At 58.5% G+C, this 18,579-nt stretch carries 13 protein-coding genes and 1 pseudogene; 3 read left to right on the plus strand and 11 right to left on the minus strand.

The features are described from left to right. Positions 1 to 185: 185 nt before the first annotated feature. From HWW87_RS24715 to HWW87_RS24725, 3 genes are all read right to left on the minus strand, one after another. Positions 186 to 2,099, minus strand: a complete 1,914-nt coding sequence (locus tag HWW87_RS24715) for a hypothetical protein (protein WP_175822518.1) — start codon at positions 2,097 to 2,099, stop codon at positions 186 to 188. Further along, entirely contained in the window at positions 2,096 to 3,496 is a 1,401-nt protein-coding gene (locus HWW87_RS24720; protein ID WP_175822519.1) for a hypothetical protein, read from the minus strand. Before HWW87_RS24720 ends, HWW87_RS24715 begins: the two co-directional genes overlap by 4 nt. Positions 3,497 to 3,856: 360 nt before the next feature. Continuing rightward, the gene (locus tag HWW87_RS24725) at positions 3,857 to 4,912 is read right to left on the minus strand and encodes a Druantia anti-phage system protein DruA (RefSeq protein ID WP_244107329.1); all 1,056 of its coding nucleotides are present in this window, start codon (positions 4,910 to 4,912) and stop codon (positions 3,857 to 3,859) included. A gap of 286 nt (positions 4,913 to 5,198) precedes the next feature. Here HWW87_RS24725 and HWW87_RS24730 point away from each other — a divergent pair. Further along, positions 5,199 to 6,168 (plus strand): annotated as a pseudogene (locus HWW87_RS24730) (IS66 family transposase); the annotation flags it as partial. Between the two features lie 205 nt (positions 6,169 to 6,373). Here HWW87_RS24730 and HWW87_RS37580 read toward each other — a convergent pair. Further along, a complete protein-coding gene (locus HWW87_RS37580; protein ID WP_175822521.1) occupies positions 6,374 to 6,661 on the minus strand; it encodes an MbcA/ParS/Xre antitoxin family protein in 288 nt (95 codons plus the stop codon). 196 nt (positions 6,662 to 6,857) lie between these two features. Beyond that, complete coding sequence (locus tag HWW87_RS24740; RefSeq protein WP_175822522.1) at positions 6,858 to 7,553, minus strand: hypothetical protein; 696 nt, start codon at positions 7,551 to 7,553, stop codon at positions 6,858 to 6,860. A 93-nt stretch (positions 7,554 to 7,646) separates the two neighbouring features. Here HWW87_RS24740 and HWW87_RS24745 point away from each other — a divergent pair, with 93 nt between their 5' ends. Further along, positions 7,647 to 7,892, plus strand: coding sequence for a helix-turn-helix transcriptional regulator (locus HWW87_RS24745; protein ID WP_175822523.1), 246 nt, complete (start codon positions 7,647 to 7,649; stop codon positions 7,890 to 7,892). A 30-nt stretch (positions 7,893 to 7,922) separates the two neighbouring features. On the opposite strand, the gene HWW87_RS24750 is transcribed toward HWW87_RS24745, so the two are convergent. The 6 genes from HWW87_RS24750 to HWW87_RS24775 all read right to left on the minus strand — a co-directional run bounded on the left by HWW87_RS24750 (position 7,923) and on the right by HWW87_RS24775 (position 15,201). Then, positions 7,923 to 8,372 (minus strand): hypothetical protein, encoded by a 450-nt coding sequence (locus HWW87_RS24750; protein WP_175822524.1) that lies wholly within the window; start codon positions 8,370 to 8,372, stop codon positions 7,923 to 7,925. Positions 8,373 to 8,392: 20 nt separating this feature from the next. Beyond that, a complete protein-coding gene (locus HWW87_RS24755) occupies positions 8,393 to 10,429 on the minus strand; it encodes a hypothetical protein (protein WP_175822525.1) in 2,037 nt (678 codons plus the stop codon). Beyond that, a complete protein-coding gene (locus HWW87_RS24760) occupies positions 10,419 to 12,074 on the minus strand; it encodes a site-specific integrase (RefSeq protein WP_175822526.1) in 1,656 nt (551 codons plus the stop codon). Before HWW87_RS24760 ends, HWW87_RS24755 begins: the two co-directional genes overlap by 11 nt. After that, positions 11,995 to 13,224 carry a site-specific integrase gene (locus HWW87_RS24765; RefSeq protein WP_175822527.1) on the minus strand — a complete coding sequence of 410 codons (1,230 nt, stop codon included), beginning with the start codon at positions 13,222 to 13,224 and terminating at the stop codon, positions 11,995 to 11,997. Before HWW87_RS24765 ends, HWW87_RS24760 begins: the two co-directional genes overlap by 80 nt. A gap of 132 nt (positions 13,225 to 13,356) precedes the next feature. Then, on the minus strand, positions 13,357 to 13,911 hold the full coding sequence (locus HWW87_RS24770) for a single-stranded DNA-binding protein (protein WP_174391234.1): 555 nt from the start codon (positions 13,909 to 13,911) through the stop codon (positions 13,357 to 13,359). Positions 13,912 to 14,013: 102 nt separating this feature from the next. Further along, the gene (locus HWW87_RS24775; protein ID WP_174432220.1) at positions 14,014 to 15,201 is read right to left on the minus strand and encodes an MFS transporter; all 1,188 of its coding nucleotides are present in this window, start codon (positions 15,199 to 15,201) and stop codon (positions 14,014 to 14,016) included. 263 nt (positions 15,202 to 15,464) lie between these two features. Between HWW87_RS24775 and uvrA the strand changes: the two genes are divergently transcribed. Beyond that, positions 15,465 to 18,350, plus strand: coding sequence for an excinuclease ABC subunit UvrA (uvrA, locus tag HWW87_RS24780; RefSeq protein WP_175822528.1), 2,886 nt, complete (start codon positions 15,465 to 15,467; stop codon positions 18,348 to 18,350). The last annotated feature ends 229 nt before the right edge of the window (positions 18,351 to 18,579 follow it).

Here is an 18,579-nt window from a genome sequence, read left to right on the forward strand (position 1 = left end):
TCGCGTAATCGTCGAGGTCAAAACGGGAACTGTCTGCTTTTGATCCGCAGGATGACTCTCCAGATAAATTGCCGCTCGAACGTGCTCACTTATCGCACCGAGCCTAGTAGCGTCCTCACCGCTAGCCGACCCAAGCTCCCTCTCTATCAGACCTATGGTGTGGTAGCGAGAAAGCGACTCCAGCATCATGCCAATACCTCGGAGGTCAATTCACTCAGGGCATTCCGAACAGATGGCACTTTCAGTTGTTCAGGTGCATAGCTCTTAATTGCCTCCTCAAGCTTGTCCCTTCCAGCCCCCTTTGCTTTGGCCCAGGGAATGGCCCATGTATTCAGGGCAACGGACACGCTGTTATCGAAAGTGGCATCGGGAAGCGTGAACAGGAATCCGCAAAAACGCGAAAAGGCCATCCGCCATAGACGATTAGAGGGAAGGCCTAACGAGTCCACCAGGTGGTGTATCTCCGCTAGCTCATCTCCAAACGTAGCGCGGACCTCCTTAGTATCGCGCTCGCCTAACATGAGTTGCCCAGGTTTCAATCGGCTTTGGGAAGCAACGCTGCCCCATGCCAAGTTATCGGTATCAACGAGCGGACCAAGTTCAATCAACGCACAACCTCCCGGTAAGGTAGCTGGCCCCTCTGCCCAAGTTGCGACTAGATTCGCACCCTCGGTAATTGGCGCTAGCTGGCGACGCACAATGACATCGCGAATAGCGGCGCCGTATATCTCGAACGCGGATCTGTTTACGCCTTTCAAGACTATCGCTTGCGCCGCCCCTTCCGTTGCCATCTGCAATACCGAGTCGATATCACACCCGTTGCACAACCCAAGCGGCACGTCCCAGGACAGCGTTTTGTCGCCGCCAACACTTACGGCAACTGCCGTACCGAGTACGTCCGCAAGCGAGCCACTGCACTGAAGTAGCTGACCAGCTAATGTCGCTCCAACTATCGCCCGAGCGGCGCCGTCGGCATCCGTCTGACGAACTCCTGAAGCAGTGAGATTCTCGATTGCAAGTTCGAAGAATGCATCGATCTCCTCGACTCGCGTAGGCTCTATATCGCTACGCGTGCCTAGCCATCGCACGAGCCTAGGAAATGCATGACCATTCCCGGTTAGAGAAAACGGCCCCGATTCGACCGGCAACTTCGCGACGCTGTCGATTTTGGATCGTAGAGACCCGACAACTGCCTCGTGTTCTTCACTTGCTCTAGCGACACTCTCCTTCACTGCAGCAAGTTCGTCAGCAAGTTCACTAACGCTTCTGCGCAGTGATTGATACCCAGCGCGCAGATCGCTCTCAGAGGTGCTCCAGGAATCAAAGCGCGCCTTTAGAGCAGTGTTGATCTGTTGAGACTGTGCAGCAATCTTCTCCGAAAGAGTTGATATTTCTTTCTGAAAAGACGCTGCGCGTTTTTCAACTTCCACAAGCTTGTGTTGCGCCTCTTCCGAGGAGTCAAAGGCACGCTGAGCAAGGCGTACAGTACTTACAGAGTCAGCACGGTTGGCGCGAATCTCGCTGCCCAGCGTCGCAACACTCTGCCCAACATCTGCCAAGCGGCTTCGAATTTCCTCCACGTCATCCGGCAATCTTGCGAGAGCACGGTCTCTCTTGATGGTCTCCTTCAATGGCAAGCGACTAATGAAGACGGATAAAGCATCGCTTGTCGGCAAACCGCTAAACAAGACGAGCCGCTCTACGTCTTCACGCGCGCAGCCCGCGGGTTCGTTATCAACGAGCTTCCGTACGAATTCGATGGCGTCGTCTTCCGACGCATCCGCAAAATCAAACGGCCCTTCTGGAAATCCTTGTGGGAATCTTTCATTTCCCCATGAGGCCCATATGGCACCAAATGCCGACCAGTAATTTCGCGTGGCGCGAGAGCTTCCTTCATGTACATGACCCAGCGTGTGAATCAGCCGCTCGCTCTGCTTCTTCAGAAGAGCTGGGCCCTTTCGAAAGCCGGGTATCACGGGCAAAGCGCCGAAAATCTTCTGTCTCGTCGCGCTAGCTACCTCCCCGACAAATGTGTTGATGGAGGTCACGCCTTGCAGAGCCACTCGTTGTTGTGCGCTCTCGCTGTATGTGAACTTCATTGCGTTCTCAACCCCTGTGTCTTGTCAGCGCGACCTACCTCTGTCTCCAGCATTGCTTTCAGGGTTCGCCAAGTCCCCATGTTTGCAGAGCCAGATGTCCCTTTCAGGAAGGCGGAGATTATCTCCGAGTCTCGGCTATTCCGGGCATTCAGCCGCGGTATAAGCCGCTGTTGCGTTTGGAACAGATATGCTAGCAAGCGTGCCCTAAGATCCCCGGAAAGTTTGACAGATCGTGGCTCCGCTTTCGAAAGCACCCCCTCAGAATGAACCCGGCCAAATGCCCCAAAATCCAACAGCACACTGATATGCTTATTGGAAATGATTTTCCTCAGCTTCTCGCTTGACCCTGTGCCCAGCAATCTCGCTCTATTATCATGTGGTGCTGTCGGCCCGGTTCCTCGGAGTTTCAATTGCTCTTCCCACAGTCCATCTTGACCTGTATATAGCACTCCGCTTACATGAGGAGGAAGTGAAAGGTAGGATAGCTCAGCATCTCCTTGACGGATGTCACAAATCCAATCGGTTGCGATTTGATTATGCAGCCCGATAACCTTAACCGCGCCGTGCGCATCCGTGCCGACGATTTCGACCGCGGCTGTTACCGAATATTCATTCCGCAATGTGAAATCAACTACCAACTGAGCTCGCTCAGGATTCTGGCAGGTTAGTTCTACAAATTGATCATCGCTGGAACTTAGACAAAAAAATGGCTCACTGATATTCACCGCACCAGCGCCGACGTCCTCAGCCTTCGATGAGCGCGCAAACAATGCGCCCGCGCCTATCGTTCCAGATGGTAATAAGCGCCCCACAAAAAAACTAATTGCCGAGTTTTGTGTCGCCTCTAAGAAATTTCCGGTGACTTTCCGTAGCAGAGGCGGCCAAACAGGCACGATCTCGGGCAAGGACACAGACAACGTTAATCCCGTGAACCGCTGTATCCACGCCTGGACTTCAGACTGAAGTGGATGAGATAGGGTAACTAACGTCGCATCCCAGCCGGAACGGGACCTCAATGGTACTCGCTCCAATTCCTCGGGAAACGTGGGCGTAATAGTGGAGGGCCAAACGAAAGCGTAGGTGCGACCAATTCTAAGCTCGTTAGCCCGCACTGCAAGCTGACTTCCCGGACGGTCCATTTCACCGAACACAGTAGCCCTGTCAGCAGCTAGGCCCAAGCACGTGCGCCGCAGATGTGTTGCGATGGTTGTATGGTTTGAGGAGACCGATACAATCTCGTAGCTCTTGGACTGTGGTTCGGCAATGACACTTTTAAAGAACTCACTGTCGCTAATGCAACGAACGAGTTCTGTTCTTCCGCCCACGTCTACACCGATTTCCAATCCTGGTAAGCCGGCAGTCGGAACCATCAACTCTAGGCCCCAACCTTGTGACACACGCGTGTCCGCAAGGCGCAAACAGAGCGATATTTCCCAAACCCTATTGCCGTCGCGGAAGTCGACAGCAGTAACGCCTGCTCCATACGCCACGCCTTCAACATATAGATCGCAATCTCTGCCGCTTCTACCAGGCATGTGTGCGAAGTACGGACGCTTTGAGCCACCAGCCCGCAGGGATACTGGCGCCCGGCACTCTGGACAAACAAAGAGCCACGGCGCATCAGACGCGTCCTCCGCATCGACATACCGTCCCGTTGCACGGTTCAGGGCCTCTCGCAAAATCCCCTCCTGGAAAACATCCGTCAAGTTTCCACAGGGCACACCTGACGTCTACTTTGAGCGCCATCGATACAGCAATCACCTACCTTGCGAATACGATGCTTTTATCAACTGCGGAAGCATTTCGACAGACCACTCGCTAAATTCTTGCCGAGTTTCTGCGCGACGTATCATCCAGCGGTCCAGTGCGAGATCCCCGATCTCAGCGACCGACCGCAGCGTTTCCAATTGTGGTCTACCCTTGCCAGTTTGTAAGAGTGTAACCGCATTGTCAGCAAGATATGAAATGAAGACCTCTCTCTGAATACCGTGCCTCAAGACATCCCTCTTGAATCCGAGCTCAGAAAGGGCTGCGCGAATCATCCGAATTCGCCAGTTCGGCCCGTCCCCGTACTCATGCGTATCCGCGTACGGATGCCCCATATCCCTCAAGTACTCTCGCAAATCAACAAACAGGTTATCCGGGACATGGAAATGGCCCCATCCTCCGCTGTATCCGAGGCTTTGAAAATAGGGAACTCCGGCCAGTTTGAGACGATTGTATACGGAGGATCGTCCCATAGAGGATGACGTTGTCACTGCAAGAAGTTTCGGTTTTTTCAACTCATTCGAGATAATACCGCGTGAGTTCCCGTAGACAGCAGCGAACTCCTCATAGACGTCCCTACTACGCACGAGGCACGCTACGAGCTTTCCCCCGAGAACCATGTTGTAGGGTGGCACTGCACCTAGCACGTAGGCGTCCATGATGTTAACAAGGCGATTCACTCGGTCTGCTCCGCCCCACCCGATATGATTGTCCCTGGCAGAAAGGTTGAAAACCGGGTCACCGATTGCGAAGATACCGATCAGCTTTCCGTTGCTGTCATCCCATACAAGGTACCGCAATCTTCGCCCAAAACCACTCGATACGGGCACCGACCAAGTGAGGGAAGCCAATCGGAAGAGATCCGCCTGCCAAGTACCGCTGGCCACACGCTCGATCCTCGGCTCGACGCGGCCTACCGAAACGTCGCCACCTGATGCAAAGTAGTCTTGCAACTTAGGCAGCTTTCTCGCGATGAACTCCTTCTGCCCTTTTAGAATTTCTCGTCTCTGCGGCGCATGCAGTCGGCGGATTACCTCCTTGGTCACTCCCGGAGCGGTCAAATCGCCATTCTGCGCTCGGCTGAACCCAAGGTTAGCAAGATGCCGGCGTAGCCTGCGCTTTAACAGAGACTCTCGTGTGCTGACACGGACAATCTGGCCGGATGACTTGAGATGCATGTGGTGTGTTGCATGAACAGGTGGGCAAAGCTCGATGCCTCGCAGAGGACGAAATTATAAGTCGTCTCTTCCTTCGCTCCATCGACAAGGTCGGTTGCGATCTCCTCACTGCACCGGGAGGTTGGACACCCGCTCGTTGCGGGAGTCCCAATAGGTGGACAAGTACGGCGACCACCTGCCCCTGTATCGCCAGGAACAGATCTTTGGTCGTGCGGGACTGGCCATCCCGAGATCCACGCTGGGTGCCTGGGCGGGCCGGTGTGGCGTGCAGTTGCAGCTGTTGGTCGACGCACTCGGCCAGGCCATCCGGCAACAGGCGGTGTTGCACGACGACGAGACGCCGGTGCAAATGCTCAGTCCCGGCAAGGGCAAAACGCACCGGGCATACCTGTGGGCGTATACGTCGACTCAGTTCAGCGAACTGCGCGCGGTGGTCTACGACTTCGCCGAGAGCCGCGCCGGTGCGCACGCTCGCACGTTCCTGACGGGCTGGCACGGCAAACTGGTATGCGACGACTACAGCGGGTACAAGGCCTCGTTCCAGCACGGCATCACCGAGATCGGATGCGCGGCCCATGCTCGACGCAAGTTCTTTGAATTGCATGCCAACCACAGCAGCCATGTTGCGGGGCAGGCCCTGTCGTTCTTTACCGCGCTCTACGACATCGAACGCGAGGCCGCAGCACTGGATGTCGACGAACGGCAGCGGCTTCGACAGCGTCGGGCCAAGCCGGTGTGCGACGCCCTCTATAAATGGTTGATGGCGCAGCGCAAACTCGTTGCGAAGGGCTCGGCGATTGCGAAGGCGCTGGAACTACAGCCTGAAACGATGGGACGCACTCACGCGCTATCTCGATGACGGGAATGTGCCGATCGACAACAACTGGGTCGAAAACCAGATCCGACCGTGGGCAGTCGGTCGGTCCAATTGGTTGTTCGCCGGATCACTGCGTGCGGGTCAGCGCGCGGCCGCCATCATGAGCTTGATTCGATCGGCGCAACTGAACGGGCTCGATCCACTCGCCTATCTGAAGGACGTCCTCGCACGCTTGCCGACCCACAAGGCCAACGACATCGACGCGCTGCTGCCGCATCGCTGGCAGCCTCTCTCGACCGCCGCCTAAACTCGCTCGTCAAGATGGGTTGGCTGGTCGCTTACCCTGGCTCTGCCTATCAGAGAGGAGGGAGAATCCGGTCCAGATGGATGGGTCCCCTTGGTTCATAGGCGTCACGCTTGCATTCACTCGATATAGGGCATTACGCCGTCTGCGGAAGGGTCCAAATTTCCAGTCCGAGATGGAATCGTAACGCTACAGGCCGTTGAAAGGCCTACCAGTAAGTCCCGGTTTGGGCACTCGCCAGCAGTCTCGAGATCAGATCTATGCCCTCGGGAGTGTGAAGGCAGTCTACTGGGCGCTGGCCGCCGAGAGCTGGAACTGGTGAATGAAGCCAGTCGAATAGCCACGACTGCACGTCGAAACCGTCCGGATTCCCGGATACTTCGACCATGTTCTGTACCTGAGTGGCAAGCATTTCTATGACTGCATGGGAAATGCCTGACGGATATGAACCCAATGGTTGCGAGTCCCTGCTGTCGCCGCTCCTAGTGATGAACATATACACCTCGCATTAGTTTTTGACTCAGGTCGTGCGCCTATGCCCGATCCAAAGCTGAACACTGCGCAGCGTCAATCCCTTCCAAAAAGTCGTTCCTCCGACGTATGCGCCTGAATCCTCGCACGGAGTATGGCCGGTCGACCCAGCATCACCAAATATCACGGGGGATCGGGCAGAGTACGGCGCAGGCGATCCCTCATTGCACAGACCGTTCGACGGCGACCCTTTGCCCCTCGTCTGTTAAGTGAAAAGCGAGCGCGCGACCATTCCCGTCTGTTCCAGGCAGTTTTTCTGACAGCAACCCAACCGAAATGAGGAAGTCCGTATCGCCCTTCTTTGCTCCGAGCCGTTGTCGGGTACAACCAGGTGTGTTGTGTACGCGCCGAAGGATCCCCATGTGCTCATCGCCAAGAGCTTCCTCTGTCTGCCACGCTGACACCCGATGGTGATGACAATACCAAATTCCAGAGGTTGCTTTGGATTCCGCAACTTGCATCTCGCACGGATCGTAGAAGGTCAATGTCCGTGTCTGCCGACAGTTGCGATGATTGCACGGTAGCGATATTACACCGACACCGCCATCGGATTCCTGATCGGCCCACCGCCGAAACGTAGCTTCGCTGATCCGGTAATGCTCGGCCGCGATGGCCGTTGGGTCTCTAAACCATTCAGGAAGCCGATGAAACGGAACAGCAATGTATTCGCCGTGGTACCAAACATCAACTGTACCCCTCAGCATGAGGGTACTAATCAGATCGAGGTAGCCGGGCGAAACCGCCCCCTCCCCTGACTCGAACGAATCGAGCATTTGCTCGAAGCGGACCAGCTCGATTCGCACATCCGCTACAGCAGACCGTACTCTCGAAAATTCATCACCTGCTGCCTGTGCCATCAAATGCCCAACTCCTTGCCTAGCTAGCCAGTTACGCCAAATTGGGTCGTAAATGCCGTGGCCAATCGGGCATGATACCTCGACCATAGTTTGATGGAAAGGGTATCTGGTCGAACCGACACGGAGGCACACCTCGGAGCAGTGGGGAGGTCTATCCGCGCTCGTCGGATCGAACTCGACATCTCACAGGAAGCGCTCGCGAACATCGCCAACATCGACCGAAGCCACATGGGAAAAATTGAACGTGGCGAGCGAAACGTAACTCTTCTGAACTTGGTGAAGATCGCGCGCGCTCTTTCATGCCGCCCATCGGATTTGCTGGTCGCGGCCGGGCTGTGAGTGCTGCCGGAGACAAGCCAGCCCTCTAACTCACGGAACGATCTTCAGCTTCCGTCGTCTCGCGTGCGGCTCGAGAATCGGGCGCAACGGCTCGTTCAACTGGGTCTCACTAATACCGAGCGCAAGAGCATTGGCGACGTACCGGATCAATCGACGATCGTACTCATTTAGGCGTTCACGTAAGCGCGCGTTCTCATCCTTGAGGTTCGCGATTCGACGCTCCACTTCCGTCGTCCTGTTGCGCTTCGGCGTAGCGCCATCCTGTCGGCCAGCGCCCCTCCGCTCCGAAGACAAACGTAGATACGAAAGCTTTATGCATTCGCGTTTCTCGAGAGTCTGACGTGTCCAGCGGACGCCAAGACGCGCCGAAGCAACTTTGACGATCTCGCTCCACGTGAATGGTCGGTCCTTAGGCCATTCGTCGATCAGTAGCGCCACCAGCTTCGCTTGTTCGTCAGTGAGCCGGCGGTACTTTCGCACGTCGTTCAGGTCTCGATTTCTCATTTTGATTGAGCGCCCGCGCCGGGAAGTTGCATCAACGTCCCGTCAGGAATTCCATCATCGCTATGCAAATCCAGGACCGCAGCAGCGCGGCGGACAACCAGTTTGTGGTATTCAACCCAGTTGCTCGCACCATAGCTTTCATCTGCACACTCATCCTCGGCGAGCGCCAGAATCTGCTGCGACTCTCTCAGCAACGACTCAGCTCGCGTCCGCTGCGCCGTGTTTCCTTTTTCAATGAGATGGTCTGTACAAGTCATGCATGACCGATGGTGATCGCACGGAAGCGCTGACAAATCGCGGATACACATCCCGACGTCGGTTACATGAGCAGAAGCGATCATCGATCGAACGAATTCCTCGCGCCTCACGGGTTCGCGTATGCGACGGACCGTCGTTCCAACGGGCCCCTGCACCTCCCCGCTACTCAAGCGACCGCGGATGCGATCCGCCAACTCAAATCCCGTTTGGTGATCGTATGCCGCATTCTCCGCAACGCGGCGGCGCCCCATCCATCGACTAATCTCGATTTGCGACAGACCGCCTTCCTGAGCCAACGTGTTCAACCAATGGCGAAATTGATGAGTCGCAACGCGTAGCTTGCCACCCGCTTGATCTCTGTAACCGAGCCGAGAAAAGATGGATCGCTCACCGCCGCGGTCACACAAATAATCTGCTAGTTGCCCTTGTGTTAGAAGCCCAACTGTTCCATTTAGTAACGAGCGTTGTGTGCCAACAAAATTGACTCCGATCAGGAAAAGTCGATCGTGCAGATAGCACGTTCGTCCGGCACCATACGAAATCGTTGAGGGTAGCGAACGTCTTCGCAGTTGGGCCTCTACGTCTCGCTTACGAACTTTTAGAACCTGCTGCTTCCGATGCTCAACCGTGACTGTAGGAATACGTGCAACCCTGACAAATGAAAGCCCAGACGTTCTGTCACCTCTAGATAGCCCGACAAGTTTGGAAACATCACTCATACTCAATAGCGAGTCACCCTCCACGTCGTGCCATGCATCTGGTAGCAGAGTCCCCTCTGGATTCTGCTTCAGGTAGGCCGCGACCATTGAAAACGGAGCGGTAACTTGCAAAATGTCTTCAACAGCGCGACGAGCGACGTCCACGAGCGCGGACGGCAACCACTTAACTTGCGCTACCGTGTGCCCCCCCTTTTCCGGCATATACCGCAAGCCGCATCTAAGAATTGGCATTCCCTGATCGTTCGTCAGTGGTGTCCCCAACGGATCTACCGCCGGCTCCTCAATCCAAACGTCTCGCGGCAACATGAGCAGTTCGTTGCATCGAAACCCGCCACATATGAGGAGTTCCACGGCTCGTTGTCGCAACAGATCTTGAGGACAAAGGTCCGTGCGATTTGATATCTCCGCCAATGCGTCCAACGCCCCCTCGCTCGGCAACTTACTTGCACGACGCTCAAAAAAATCACTACTGATACGACTGGACTTGCTCCCCCCAGATAGCGCGTCTCGCGGAATAGGGTTCACCCAGTTCAAGCGCGTAGTCGCGAGATATTCCCGATCCATGATGCGTGCGATCTCTTGGAGCCGGCAACCCACTCGGTACGACGAACTTGCCGCTTCACGACGACAAGCGTCCGCCGCAGCATCGAAGTCCAGGCGCTTCAAATCGACGGGATGCTCCGCACGACTTTCGGCCACGTTGTACAGATATCGAAACGCACGAACAGTGACCATGTGATCCGAGACGGCACGCGGGTTCTTCCGTCCAAATTCTCGAATGCAGACGATTGCGCGCAGTAGATCGCCGTATGCATTTCGAAATGGCCTTGCATTGGCTTGCATCGACTTCGCTACGAAGTCGCTCGAAAACCAAATTCGCTCTTCTTTACCCGCCGACGAACGCAGACCTGCCCTCGACCTCCAACAAATATCGCCCCAGTTAGGAATGCCGAATGGATTTAACTGCATCATCCTCGTGACGAAGGTATCAAAGTTTTCTAGCGCCGATCGCTCCGCAGCATGCGCGATCCTCTCGTTTTTCCGCTTACTCACCACGCTTCATCTCCTCGCATCGCCTGATCACGTCTGCGACTGCCGTTATCGTCAAATCTCGCGCCTGCGTCATCTTGGGATCGGCACCTTGCCGCAAATGCGCATCACGGTCAGCGAGCAATGCCTCCAGTACAAGCTCGTGTGGCCCGTCCAGCCACGGTTGAAATTTGGTGCAGGTATAGCAGGCGATGGGTGCGGCGAGCCCGCAGAATCCAAAACTTCCACATGTCCCGACACCATCGAGACGGCCAGTTCTCGAGTCGAAATGTCGAATTCGGCTCGCCGGATCGTGGCCACGGGTTGCGCGTGATTCCGTTCTCACGAGGGTTCCCATAAAGGCTTGAGCCCACGGAGCGAGTTTGATCGCCATTGCACGATCCAACTTGACGACAACGTCAGCACGGGCGTTGTAATAGACCATGACCTGCTGAAGATCCGTATGGTCGAGCGCGTCGGCGAGGAGAACTTGCGATGCACCGTCCTGAACCAAGCGTGTCGCAAATGTGTAGCGGAGCCTGCGAGGCGTCAGATTCAAACGAGAGCCATCGCGGGAACACAGGTCCAATTGACTCGCGACTCGACGTAGCGCCTCGCGAAATGCTTGGACGCTCCAGCGTATCGAATCAGCCACGAGGTCCGGAACATTCGCACTGATTCGCTGTGGTTCGTCTAGGCGGAATAATGCGGGTGCGAACGATACACCACCCAACATGACAACAGACTTAGCGCCTGCATTCTTCTTTACAATACGCTCGAGTAGTTCACCGATCTCTTGTCGTAGAGGACGAGTCCTGAATTGCTCCCGCACTCCAACACCTTGCTTCTTTATCCGTGGAATCCTCAGTTCGTACCTCACTGTTCCATCGGACATCAGTGTTCGTAGCAAGTCCTCATCGTTGAGGAGCTGTAGATTTCTCGGATTACATCCGAACGACATAAAGAGCCACGCGACGGCAAGATCCGCGTCTGGCAACAGCCGATTGATCGTCGCGTCGCGAACAGCAAGGAAAAGTCGATCAAATTCAGTCGGATGCAGTGGGCCCTGAGCGGGATCGTGAGACAGCACCGCCTCACCCTTTCGATTTCCACCAACAACTATTGCATCCAACCCATCGGAAACCGTTGCATTGAACCCTTCGAGACCTGCGTCCGAGCACCATTGATACCATCTCCGATACGCGTGGAGTACCCAGAACACGCTTGCCTCACCGACGTTGTCATTGATATAAAAGCGGAGCCTATCAACAAAGGCGACATCAAAATTTTGGGGAGACGAAACATCGATTCCCAGCGCCATTGCCGCTAGTATGCAATGGCGGAGTCCCGCGAAATAGCTCATAACAGTCTTGGGCGCGAGAGTCCTTACCGACTGCACCAAGAATGAATGCAACGATGAATATAGACTCGTTCCCACTTCGGGAAAGGAGCGCCAGTCCAGGGATATATCCAGTGCGAGTGGCCAAATGTCTTTGCTAACGTCGACACGGACTTTGTTGTAGCTGACAACCACAAAAATGCCATCAGTTGGGCTCGCTTGTTCGCCACGCTCTTGCTTGACCACTGCGCGCCTACTCATTGCTGTTCTCCGAGCGTTGCTGAAGATTGAGAATTCTCCTGTTTGCAGCAGAAGCAATTGCTTGTCGACCATATCGCAAAGGCATATCCGACTGATGCGACCAACCCATCGCATATTTCTGCTCTTGTTGTGCTTTCTCGAAGTCAACGCCATCTTGCTCCGTCGCCGCCACCCAGCGGTCGTTCCAATCGTGCCGCAGAACGTGATGGCACAACGCCCTTAACTCGGGATATCGGCGCCTCAGCGTTTCGATGATTTTTCGATAGCCTCGCCCCTCCATTGCATCGCCATATCTGTTTACGAAGACGTAGGGATTACGATGAGCTCGCGGCCAACGTGCTCTGTTGCTCCTATCACCCAACCAACGCTCTAGGGCATCGGCCAATTCCGCGTCGACGTACAACAAACGTCCCAGAGTTTTCGCTGAAGCGGGATCGCTCCTCTTATCGTCGACGTCGTGATAGCGGGGCAGAATCGTTAGTTCGGTCGGCACACAGTCAAGATTGAGATCGCTTTTCTTCAGGCCGCGAACCTCTCCAGAGCGAGTGCCCAACTTAAACGCAGTCAGCAATAGAGCATAATTTCTCGTTCTAACCTTTAAGCCAAATGGATTTCCCGGATCTTCTGGGCGAATGACTTTGAGGAATAGCTTCCGCTGGTCTTCTCGAAGACCATGGCGTTCTCCGTCAAGATGAGAACCACGGCCGCGCGAACGCGGGGAGACTGAGCGAGAACGAGCAAGGAATCTCTGCAACGCTACGTTCGCTGCGTGTCTGGCTGGCGCATCAGAAATACGAGCTATGACCGGTTCGAACACCCAAAGCATGTAATCAATTGCTGTTGCGTAACGAACTGCGGCATATGCGGAACCGACCACTAGGCTGGCAGCAAGCTTTCCCATGGGTGTTCGGCACCGATCGGCCAGCGCGACCAACTCATTCAAGGACAAGAAAATTTGATCACTCGCTCGAAGGACAAGGTCGATACGATGATCCGAGAGAAATTGCAGCGCTAGGCCGAGCGCTTCGGTCCGGTGACGAATGCTCGCACGTCGAAGCCCACGCGCCCGTAGTTTAGCGAGGGTGTATTCCAGAATCTCCGGCACCGGCAGCCCAACCGGGTCTCCAGACACCAAGAGAGGGAAGCGCTCGCCGTTCTCAAGGCGAACTTCACGAACTGCATATCTGATCACGATGGGCCCCATCCAACGAACGGAACCCATTTTTTACCGTCCGGGCACGTTCCGCCTAGACTGAAAAATGTGTAAACAAAAAAAGACCCGAAGATCCAAGCTAAATCACTGATTTAGCTCGAAAATTCGGGTCTATCCTTACACTAGGCGACAACGTTCCGGCTAGAACGGGATATCGTCGTCCATCTCGTCGAAGCCACCGCCTGCCGGCGCGCTCGGACGGCTCTGCGCGCCGCCACCCGCACCGCCACGCGCTGCGCCGCTGGCACGACCGCCGCCGCCACCGCCGCGCTCCGCCTGCTCGCCGCGACCGCCGCCGCCACCACCGTAGCCGCCGCCATAACCGCCTTCGTCACCGCCGCCACCGCCGCCGCCCGCACCGCCGCGGCCGCCGAGCATCTGCATCTGTTCGGCGACGATTTCGGTCGAGTAACGGTCCTGGCCGTCCTGGCCCTGCCACTTGCGCGTGCGGATGCGGCCTTCGATATAGACCGACGAACCCTTCTTCAGGTATTCGCTGACGATTTCCGCCAGACGGCCGAAGAACGCGACGCGATGCCACTCGGTCATTTCCTTGAAATCGCCGCTTGCCTTGTCCTTGTAGCGGTCGGTCGTCGCGAGACGGATGTTCGCAACCGCGTCGCCGCTCGGCAGGTAACGGACTTCAGGATCGGCGCCGAGGTTGCCGACGAGGATGACCTTGTTGACGGATGCCATGTGTTTCTCCAGTAAATTCGATGCGGGGCCGCCCGCGAAAGCGTCGGCGCGGCCCGCCGGGCGAGCCGGCGAACGCCGCCGGTGCCTGCCCGGCAATCAGGTTCAGGCCTTGCGCGGCGGCGCTTTCATGCTGGCCGCGATTATAAGCCACGCGGCAACGAGCCCAGAACACGTGTAGAACACCGTGTTCGCGCCGCCGTGCTTCAGCAGCCAGCCGCCCACGATGCCGCCGAGCGCAAGCCCGATCGACTGCGTGGTGTTGTAGACGCCCGTGGCCGCGCCCTTGCGCGAACCCGGCGCGAGCTTCGACACGAGCGACGGCTGCGACGCTTCCAGGATGTTGAACCCGAGGAAGTACACGAACAGGATCGCCGCCACAATCAGAATGGTATGCGGTGCGCTGCCGAGCAACAATTGGCCGATCAGGATAGCCAGAATGCCGCCGAGCAGCACCGGCTTCATCTTGCCCCGTTTTTCCGCGACGATGATCGCCGGCACCATCATCACGAACGCGAGCCCCATCACCGGCAAGTAGACCTTCCAGTGCGCGGCGACCGGCAGCCCGCCGTCGACCAAGAGGCGCGGCACGACGAGGAACAGCGCCGTCTGCGTCGCATGCAGCACCAGCACGCCGAAGTTCAGGCGCAGCAGCTCGACGTTGTGCAGCACCTCGGCGAACGGCGCGGGCACGTGCACGGGCTTCGCCGCGTCGGGCACGATCCACAGGACGACGCCGATCGCGAGGATCGACAGCACCCCGACGATCGCGAACAGCCCGTTCATCCCGACCCAGTGGAACACGATCGGCGCGCCGACGATCGCGACCGCGAACGACACGCCGATCGAGCCGCCGACCATCGCCATCGCCTTCGTGCGGTTCTGCTCGGAGGTCAGGTCGGCGATGAACGCGAGCACCGCCGACGACACGGCGCCCATCCCCTGGATCACGCGGCCGACGATGATCCACGTGATGTCGTGCGCGAACGCGGCGACGAAGCTGCCGAGCGCGAAGATCACGAGGCCCGTGGCGATCACCGGCTTGCGGCCGAACTTGTCGGACGCCCAGCCGTAGAAGATATAGAACAGCGACTGCGTGACGCCGTAGGCCCCGAGCGCGACCCCGACGAGCAGCACGTTGTCGCCGCCCGGAATGGTTTTCGCGTAGACCGAGAACACCGGCATGATCATGAACAGGCCGAGCATGCGCAGCGCGAAGATCGCCGCGAGCGACGTGGTCGCGCGCAGTTCGGGCGCAGTCATGCGGGAAGACGTGGCAGACGGATTGGACATCGGGAATGAATTTCGAATGATCGGAATGTCCGCCCGGCAGCGGGCGGCGGAAGATCAGGACCGGCGGCCTGGCGGCCTTTCGGGCGACACGTCGGGGCCGGATGCAGGCGGCCTGCGGGCCGCCCGGAACGCGCGGCGCGACCGCTTTCCCCGGCGCAGGTGTCGCCTTGCTGCCACCTGCTGTAAAGGCTGGGGGCCGTAAACGACGGTCTCGAAAAGCCGTTATAGTAGCAGGTTTGGTTCCCTCCATTTTCGCCAGGTTCATGGAACAGATCCGTATCCGTGGGGCACGCACCCACAACCTGAAAAACGTCAATCTCGACCTGCCGCGCCACAAACTGGTCGTGATTACCGGGTTGTCCGGGTCGGGCAAGTCGTCGCTCGCGTTCGACACCCTTTATGCCGAAGGCCAGCGCCGCTACGTGGAAAGCCTGTCCGCGTACGCCCGCCAGTTCCTGCAGCTGATGGAGAAGCCCGACGTCGACCTGATCGAGGGGCTGTCGCCAGCGATCTCGATCGAGCAGAAGGCAACGTCCCACAACCCGCGTTCGACCGTCGGCACGGTCACGGAAATCCACGACTACCTGCGACTTTTGTACGCACGTGTCGGCACGCCGTACTGCCCCGACCACGACATCCCGCTCGAGGCGCAGAGCGTGTCGCAGATGGTCGACGCGGCGCTCGCGCTGCCCGAGGAAACCAAGCTGATGATCCTCGCGCCCGTCGTCGCGAACCGCAAGGGCGAGCACGCCGAGCTGTTCGAGGAGATGCAGGCGCAGGGCTTCGTGCGCTTTCGCGTGCGCTCGGGCGGCGGCACCGCGAACGAAGGCGTCGCGAAGATCTACGAGGTCGAGTCGCTGCCGAAGCTGAAGAAGAACGACAAGCACACGATCGACGTCGTCGTCGATCGCCTGAAGGTGCGCCCGGACATGAAGCAGCGGCTCGCCGAATCGTTCGAAACCGCGCTGCGCCTCGCCGACGGCCGCGCGATCGCGCTCGAGATGGATACCGACCGCGAGCACCTGTTCAGCTCGAAGTTCGCGTGCCCGATCTGCTCGTACTCGCTGCAGGAGCTCGAGCCGCGCCTGTTCTCGTTCAACAACCCGATGGGCGCGTGCCCGGAATGCGACGGCCTCGGCCAGATCACGTTCTTCGACCCGAAGCGGGTCGTCGCGCACCCGTCGCTGTCGCTTGCCGCCGGCGCGGTGAAGGGCTGGGACCGGCGCAACCAGTTCTATTTCCAGATGCTGCAGAGCCTCGCGGCATTCTACGAATTCGACATCGACGCCGCCTTCGAGGATCTGCCCGAAAAGATCCGCAAGGTGCTGCTGTTCGGCTCGGGCAAGCAGACGATCCCGTTCTCGTACATCAACGAGCGCGGCCGCACGACGATCCGCGAGCACGTGTTCGAAGGGATCATCCCGAACCTCGAACGCCGCTACCGCGAGACCGATTCGGTCGCGGTGCGCGAAGAGCTGTCGAAGTACCAGAACAACCAGCCGTGCCCGTCGTGCGACGGCACGCGCTTGCGCCGCGAGGCGCGCCACGTGCGGATCGGCACCGGCGACCATGCGCGCGGCATCTATGAAATCAGCGGCTGGCCGCTGCGCGACGCGCTCGGCTATTTCGACGGGCTGACGCTCGAAGGCGCGAAGCGCGAGATCGCCGACAAGGTGATCAAGGAAATCGTCGCGCGCCTCACGTTCCTGAACAACGTCGGCCTCGACTACCTGTCGCTCGAGCGCAGCGCCGAGACCTTGTCGGGCGGCGAGGCGCAGCGCATCCGGCTCGCGTCGCAGATCGGCTCGGGCCTCACGGGCGTGATGTACGTGCTCGACGAGCCGTCGATCGGCCTGCACCAGCGCGACAACGACCGCCTGATCGGCACGCTCAAGCACCTGCGCGACCTCGGCAATTCGGTGATCGTCGTCGAGCACGACGAGGACATGATCCGCACGGCCGACTACGTCGTCGACATGGGGCCGGGCGCGGGCGAGCACGGCGGCGTCGTGGTCGCCGAAGGCACGCCGAAGCAGGTGCAGTCGAACCCGCAGTCGCTGACCGGCCAGTACCTGCTCGGCAAGCGCGTCATCGAGTATCCGGACGAGCGGCTCGCGCCCGATCCCGAGCGGATGCTGCGCATCGTCGACGCGCACGGCAACAACCTGAAGCACGTCGATCTGGAGCTGCCGGTCGGCCTCCTGACCTGCATCACCGGCGTGTCGGGCTCCGGCAAGTCGACGCTGATCAACGACACGCTGTATCACGCGGTCGCGCGGCACCTGTACGGCTCATCGGCCGAGCCGGCGCCGCACGAGGCGATCGAGGGCCTCGAGCATTTCGACAAGGTGATCAACGTCGACCAGTCGCCGATCGGCCGCACGCCGCGCTCGAACCCGGCCACGTACACGGGCCTGTTCACGCCGATCCGCGAGCTGTTCTCGGGCGTCCCGGCGTCGAAGGAGCGCGGCTACGATCCGGGCCGCTTCTCGTTCAACGTGAAGGGCGGCCGCTGCGAATCGTGCCAGGGCGACGGCGTGCTGAAGGTCGAGATGCACTTCCTGCCGGACGTCTACGTGCCGTGCGACGTGTGCCACGGCAAGCGCTACAACCGCGAAACGCTCGAAGTGCAGTACAAGGGCAAGAACATCAGCGAAGTGCTCGACATGACGGTCGAGCACGCGTACGAGTTCTTCAGCGCGGTGCCGGTCATCGCGCGCAAGCTGAAGACGCTGCTCGACGTCGGCCTCGGCTACATCCGCCTCGGCCAGTCGGCCACGACGCTGTCGGGCGGCGAGGCGCAGCGCGTGAAGCTGTCGCTGGAGCTGTCGAAGCGCGACACCGGCCGCACGCTGTACATCCTCGACGAGCCGACCACCGGCCTGCACTTCCACGACATCGCGCTGCTGCTGGAAGTGATCCACCGGCTGCGCGACCAGGGCAACACGGTCGTGATCATCGAGCACAACCTCGACGTGATCAAGACGGCCGACTGGGTGATCGACCTCGGCCCCGAAGGCGGCGCCGGCGGCGGCCAGATCATCGCGCAGGGCACGCCCGAGCAGGTCGCGAAGACGAAGGCGAGCTTCACCGGCAAGTACCTCGCGCCGCTGCTCAAGCGTCCGACCCGCAAAGTCGCGGCCGGTTGACGCCCGTCCGCCGGTTCCGCCCTTCCCCGCGCGCGGCCGCCCGGCCGTGCGCGCGTCGAGGGCGGGCCGCGTCCCCTCGTTTTCCCTTCTGCGTTTACACCACGCGCCAAACGGCCCGTTTGCGGACCATAATGGCAGCTATACTTTACGGTCGTAAGGTTCGCCATCCGCACCAATCCGGTGCGGCGCCGGGCGACCGGCGCTCTGCCGCGCGCTGCGCGGCACGACA

The sequence above is a fragment of the Burkholderia sp. BCC0419 genome (assembly GCF_902830285.1).
Lineage (GTDB): Bacteria > Pseudomonadota > Gammaproteobacteria > Burkholderiales > Burkholderiaceae > Burkholderia.

Coding starts and splice junctions, on each gene's coding strand:
- HWW87_RS24715 (WP_175822518.1), bottom strand. CDS start 2,099: ATGAAGTTCACATACAGCGAGAGCGCACAACAACGAGTGGCTCTGCAA.
- HWW87_RS37580 (WP_175822521.1), bottom strand. CDS start 6,661: ATGTTCATCACTAGGAGCGGCGACAGCAGGGACTCGCAACCATTGGGT.
- HWW87_RS24740 (WP_175822522.1), bottom strand. CDS start 7,553: ATGGCACAGGCAGCAGGTGATGAATTTTCGAGAGTACGGTCTGCTGTA.
- HWW87_RS24745 (WP_175822523.1), top strand. CDS start 7,647: ATGGAAAGGGTATCTGGTCGAACCGACACGGAGGCACACCTCGGAGCA.
- HWW87_RS24760 (WP_175822526.1), bottom strand. CDS start 12,074: ATGGTCGACAAGCAATTGCTTCTGCTGCAAACAGGAGAATTCTCAATC.
- HWW87_RS24765 (WP_175822527.1), bottom strand. CDS start 13,224: ATGGGTTCCGTTCGTTGGATGGGGCCCATCGTGATCAGATATGCAGTT.
- HWW87_RS24770 (WP_174391234.1), bottom strand. CDS start 13,911: ATGGCATCCGTCAACAAGGTCATCCTCGTCGGCAACCTCGGCGCCGAT.
- HWW87_RS24775 (WP_174432220.1), bottom strand. CDS start 15,201: ATGTCCAATCCGTCTGCCACGTCTTCCCGCATGACTGCGCCCGAACTG.
- uvrA (WP_175822528.1), top strand. CDS start 15,465: ATGGAACAGATCCGTATCCGTGGGGCACGCACCCACAACCTGAAAAAC.